The organism is Aquabacterium sp. (assembly GCF_030652515.1).
Taxonomy (GTDB): domain Bacteria; phylum Pseudomonadota; class Gammaproteobacteria; order Burkholderiales; family Burkholderiaceae_C; genus Aquabacterium.
This window is the reverse complement of record NZ_JAUSAR010000095.1, coordinates 1-4,712: the sequence shown is the minus strand read 5'-3', so window position 1 is coordinate 4,712 and position 4,712 is coordinate 1. Positions and strand designations below refer to the sequence as shown.

The following is a 4,712-nucleotide window of genomic DNA, read 5'->3' as shown; positions in this document are numbered from 1 at the left end:
GATGGACCAGTCGTGCTCGCGGCTTTCACCAGTTTCAGCGTCGAGGTCGTTCCCGCCTTCCTGTACGACGACGCCGAGCGCTCGTACTACATCTGCGACACCAAGAACGGCGGTTCGTACAAAAAGACGATGCCACTGCACGAGGTCGATACGATCACCGCCGCCGATGCGCGCAACTCGAACAATGTGCGCCGCTTGATCCGCATGCTGAAGGCATGGCAGGCGTGGTGCTCGGTACCGATCAAGTCGTTCTACCTTGAACTACTCGCCATCGAATTCCTTGACCAGTGCGATTGGCGCAATAGCGACTACTTCTACTACGACTGGATCAGCCGCGACTTCTTCAAGTGGATGATCCCGAAGGCGAACACGCACCTGTGGGCACCTGGAACGTACGAACTGCTGTGGCTCGGCGAGGCGTGGAAGTCGCGTGCCGAATCAGCGTATGCGCGGGCCGTGAAGGCGTGTGACTACGAGCGCGCCAATGACGAAGGCCACGCTGGCGACGAGTGGCAGAAAATCTATGGCCTCGACATTCCGAAGTGGGCCTAATGGACCAGCGCGCGCAAGAAATTATTGATGAATGCAAGCGGCAGGAGGAGTCCTGCCTGTATACATCCACGGCGCTGTTTAGTTGGCAGAAAGAGACGCGCAAGCTGCGCATCGTTTTTATCGTCGTACCCATCGTCTGCGGCTCGTTCGCCAGTGCACGAATCCTCATGCGCGATCCGACGTATGACTGGGCTGTTGCGATCCTGTCGCTGATTGCGGGCTTGTTTCCCGCCATCTTCAAGGCGCTTGACCTTGACGTGAGCCTCGCGACTATCGCCGACAGCGCGAATCGGTTCAAGACGCTGCAAGACGGCTTCCGTCAGGCCTCGCGCATCGGCGCGACGAGCAAGACCGAAGATTTGGAAGAGCAGTTCACGTCGTTGATGAAGCGCATGGATGATGCACGGTCAGCTAATCCAACCATTCCTGATCGGCATTTCACGGCTGCCCAAAAGAAGATAAAGGGCGGTGACTACGACTTCGACAGCGTGAAGAAAGCGTAGGAGACGACGCCACGGTGACTACACCAAGCACTGACTGTCAGTCACTGGCTTCATGGACGTCCGTTTCCAGCAGCAGCCGACATTCGCGAGTTCATTAACGAACGACGGCAACCAGCCTTTATGGAGAGCTCTCCATAAAGGCTGTTATGCACAGTCATCGGTTATGCACAGTTGAGATCGGCATAGCTGCGGCGTTCCCTATCAAGAGGCAACGCCGCAGAGGTCATGCGCTGAACATAATCACAAGGTCTTGAGGAAGTCCATTAGCGAGTCATCCGCTTTGAAGCGGCGTGCGACGACATTAGGATCCTGAAGCCGGGACAGCGCCTTCTCCTTCATGGCGAGGTCGGCCTCGACATACTGGTGCGTCGTCGTCGGACTCTCATGACCGAGCCACAGGGCGATTACGGTGATATCGACACCCGACTGCAGTAAATGCATTGCGGTCGAATGCCTCACGCTGTGTGGAGAGACCGCACGGCCAACCAGACTGGGCATCGTGCGCGCAGCCGCCTGCACGGCCAACGCCAGGCGTTGTGTCACGTTGGATCGCGTCATCGCCTGGCCTTCACGGTTGGGCAGCAACGCCGACGTCGGGCCCAGGTCAGGGTTGAGTCGAAACCATGCACGGAGCACCTTCACCGTCGAGCGCCACAGCGGCACCGAACGTTGCTTACGCCCTTTGCCATGCAGGTGCACGCAGGCCGCAGGGGCAAGTACAACATCGGCCACCTTTACGCCAATCACCTCCGACACGCGAGCGCCAGTGTTGTACATGAGGGCAAGCAGCAGGACATCGCGCTGACTGATCCAACTCGCGCCGGGCATGCCGATCACCGCCAGCATCTCCTCTCGCGTCAGGAAGCCCAGCATCGGCCGCTCGAAGCGCTTCATCGGCACGCCCAATGCCTGTTGGACGATGTGTAATGCCGTCACGTCCTTGTGCGCTGCAAACTTCAGGAATGTTCGCAGCGCGGCCAGCCGCGCATTGCGGCTGCGGACCCCGTTGTGGCGATCGCTCTCCAAATGGTCGAGGAATGCCAGGATGAGAGTGGGCGTGAGATCCGCGAGCTGCATTGCCGTGGGTGCCTTGTGCAACCGAGCCTGAGCGAATTCCAGGAACAGCAAGAACGCATCCCGGTATGCCGCCACGGTGCGGGCGCTCAATCCGCGCTGCTGGGTCAGATGTTCAGCGAAGAATGACTGTACAAGCGCCGTAAAGCTGGGTGGGGCCAGCTTGCGTTCATTGAGCTTACTCATAGTCGCACTCCCCCATATCGGCGAAGCGCTCGAACCGTGCCCCGGCCAGCGCCATCAGCTCTGGCACCCCACTCAGGTACCAGTAGGTGTTGGAGATATTGACGTGCCCCATGTAAGTGGACAGCGCCAGCATCCGTTGATGGAGATCGGCCCCTTGCTCGTGCCACAAGATCAGCCGCCTCACGGCAAAACTGTGGCGAAGGTCGTGTATCCGAGGTTGTCCATGCCCGCCGCGATCGACCCAGCCCAGTTGTTCGCGCAACTGCACGAACATCCGGTGGGCCTGTCTGTCACCCAGCGGCTCGCCCCGGCGCGCGCCGCGCGAACTGACGAAGAAGGTCGTGTTCGCTGTCGGACGCACATGCTGACGGCGCAGCGCCAAGTAGTTTGCCAATGGGCCGATCGCGCTCGGGTGCAGCGGCACCTGGCGAGACTTGCCGAACTTAGTCTGGCGTATGGTCAAGACACCATCGTCCAAGTCCACGTCAGAGTCAGTCAGATTGAGCGCTTCGGAGATCCGCAACCCAGTCGAGGCAATTAGCCCGAACAGCGTCGTATAGGTGGCGGCGCGAAGACCATCCGACGGCCCGAGTTGGCGGGCAGCTGCCAGCAGCGCGACGATCTCGGCGTCGCAGTAGATGTGAGGCGACACCCGGCCGGGGATCGGCCCGAAGCTGGAATCATCCGGCACTTCGGTGGCTGGCTCGAACTGCCGCATCCAGCGCATGAACGGCCGCAACAAGACCAGCCGACGCGCCGCTGTGTCGCTGCCGACCAGACCGTCCACCATATGTGTGGCTTGGACCTGGCGGGCCCATTGCGCCATTTGCTCAATCGTCAGCGGTCCCGTATGGCCAGTGTTGGTGACGAAGCGTTCAAAGCTGGACAAGGCGCGAGCAGTTGAACACAGCTTGAACCCAAGTCGCCGTCGCTCATCCAGGTATTGCCGCACCCTGGAGGCCAAGTCGCTGCTGGGGACTACCGGGGCGCTCATGCGGCACTCCCTGGCCAAGGCAGGGCAACCTCGGCAAGCGCTTGCAAGTCGAGCTTGGCGTAGATCAACGAGGTGTTCATTGATCGATGCCGAAGCACGTCGGCGACTTCCTTGATCGAGCTGCCTTTGTTGACCAAGCGGCATGCCAGCGTGTGACGTAAAGAGTGGCTGCTACGAGCGATGCCAGCGTGTCGCAGAGCACGACCGATGGCGCTGCTTACCGCGTCCACGCCGACGGGGCTGTCGTGCGGTGCCATCCGCCGCACAAACAGGAATGGCAGCGTGGTCACCGGCCGCTCGTGCATCACGTATGCGGCCAGCGCTTGTCCTGTGGCTGCCGGCAGTGGCAGAACATCCTGACGCAGCGACTTCGTGCCTTTCAAAGTCACGGTGCCGGCGCGCCAGTCGAAGTCGTCCATCTTCAGCTTGGCGATCTCGCCTACGCGCAGCCCAAGATCCAGAGCCAAGTGCACCATGGCCAGCAAGCGCAGCGGCGTCGATCGCGCTTGGGCGCAATGCGTCAGCAGTCGCTGCACCTCTTCGGTCGTGAGTGCTCGCGGCAGAGACGCCAGGCTCCAGCGCGCGGGTGATGAGATAACACCCAGCAAGGCATGCATGGCATCGCCACAGGTGGCGCGGTAGCGGAAGTAGGCCCGCAGTGCAGCTGCCAGCGCGCTGGCGTGCGACACGCTGTTCACCCGCGTCAGTTCGGTTGCAATGAAGCCGCGAACGTCTTCTGGCTGCAACTCACCGATGGCGATGGCTTTGCCAGCGAATTTGCACAGGAGTAGCCTGCCTACGATTGCCAGTCGCCCCGCGCGCGTGCCGACCCCCAGGCCGCGGGCGTCGCGCATGTGCACGTTGTAGCGGTGCATTTCCTCCGCAATGGGGCCGCTGGGCCCGGACAGCTCCAAGATGACGTGCTGCTCACGAAGCACGGCCAACAGGTGCGCAAGGCTGGCCCGCAGGTCGCCATGGGTGCGCAATGCAGTGGCATGGCAGTCGCATCGTGGCAAGTGCGAATCCAGGAACTGCTGGACCAGGGCCTCGTCAATCTGATCGGCAGTCAGCCGACATCGTGTCATCCAATGGGCAAAGTGCGCCAATGCGCGTAGGTCGGTCGCCACGGTACCTTCCGCGTACCGGCCACGTTCCAGCAACGCCTCGAACGCATCAACGTATGGGGACAGCGGGCCATCGAGTAACCAAGTCTTGGCCATCGGGTGCAGCGAACGGATCGAATCCATGGTGATCTCCAGTTGTGAGATGACCATCCATGCGCCGACGCCTGACTTATGTCCAGTTCACAAGCAGCGCGGCCGTCAGCGGTACAGGCGAATCCAGGCCCTCAGCAAGGAAGGACTCGACAACTGTGCATAACCGATGACTGTGCATAACAGCCT

The 4,712-nt window shown here is 61.0% G+C and carries 4 protein-coding genes and 1 pseudogene; 2 read left to right on the top strand and 3 right to left on the bottom strand.

Annotated features, from left to right (window positions below; genetic code table 11):
- Window positions 1-552: pseudogene (locus Q7V20_RS11535) on the top strand (hypothetical protein); the annotation flags it as partial.
- Window positions 552-1,055 (top strand): SLATT domain-containing protein, encoded by a 504-nt coding sequence (locus Q7V20_RS11530; RefSeq protein ID WP_304790863.1) that lies wholly within the window; start codon window positions 552-554, stop codon window positions 1,053-1,055. The pseudogene Q7V20_RS11535 and the gene Q7V20_RS11530, both read left to right, overlap by 1 nt.
- A gap of 240 nt (window positions 1,056-1,295) precedes the next feature.
- Here the strand turns inward: Q7V20_RS11530 and Q7V20_RS11525 are convergent, their stop codons facing one another.
- From Q7V20_RS11525 to Q7V20_RS11515, 3 genes are read right to left on the bottom strand one after another with little or no spacing between them, the layout of a single operon-like run.
- Complete coding sequence (locus tag Q7V20_RS11525; RefSeq protein WP_304790860.1) at window positions 1,296-2,315, bottom strand: tyrosine-type recombinase/integrase; 1,020 nt, start codon at window positions 2,313-2,315, stop codon at window positions 1,296-1,298.
- Window positions 2,308-3,309 (bottom strand): tyrosine-type recombinase/integrase, encoded by a 1,002-nt coding sequence (locus tag Q7V20_RS11520; RefSeq protein ID WP_304790857.1) that lies wholly within the window; start codon window positions 3,307-3,309, stop codon window positions 2,308-2,310. Before Q7V20_RS11520 ends, Q7V20_RS11525 begins: the two co-directional genes overlap by 8 nt.
- Window positions 3,306-4,556: a site-specific integrase gene (locus Q7V20_RS11515; protein WP_304790855.1), complete on the bottom strand. Its 1,251-nt coding sequence runs from the start codon at window positions 4,554-4,556 to the stop codon at window positions 3,306-3,308. Before Q7V20_RS11515 ends, Q7V20_RS11520 begins: the two co-directional genes overlap by 4 nt.
- Window positions 4,557-4,712 lie beyond the last annotated feature (156 nt).

What these genes read in the sequence shown, in the direction of transcription:
- Q7V20_RS11530 (WP_304790863.1), top strand. Translation starts at nt 552, where the DNA reads ATGGACCAGCGCGCGCAAGAAATTATTGATGAATGCAAGCGGCAGGAG.
- Q7V20_RS11525 (WP_304790860.1), bottom strand. Translation starts at nt 2,315, where the DNA reads ATGAGTAAGCTCAATGAACGCAAGCTGGCCCCACCCAGCTTTACGGCG.
- Q7V20_RS11520 (WP_304790857.1), bottom strand. Translation starts at nt 3,309, where the DNA reads ATGAGCGCCCCGGTAGTCCCCAGCAGCGACTTGGCCTCCAGGGTGCGG.
- Q7V20_RS11515 (WP_304790855.1), bottom strand. Translation starts at nt 4,556, where the DNA reads ATGGATTCGATCCGTTCGCTGCACCCGATGGCCAAGACTTGGTTACTC.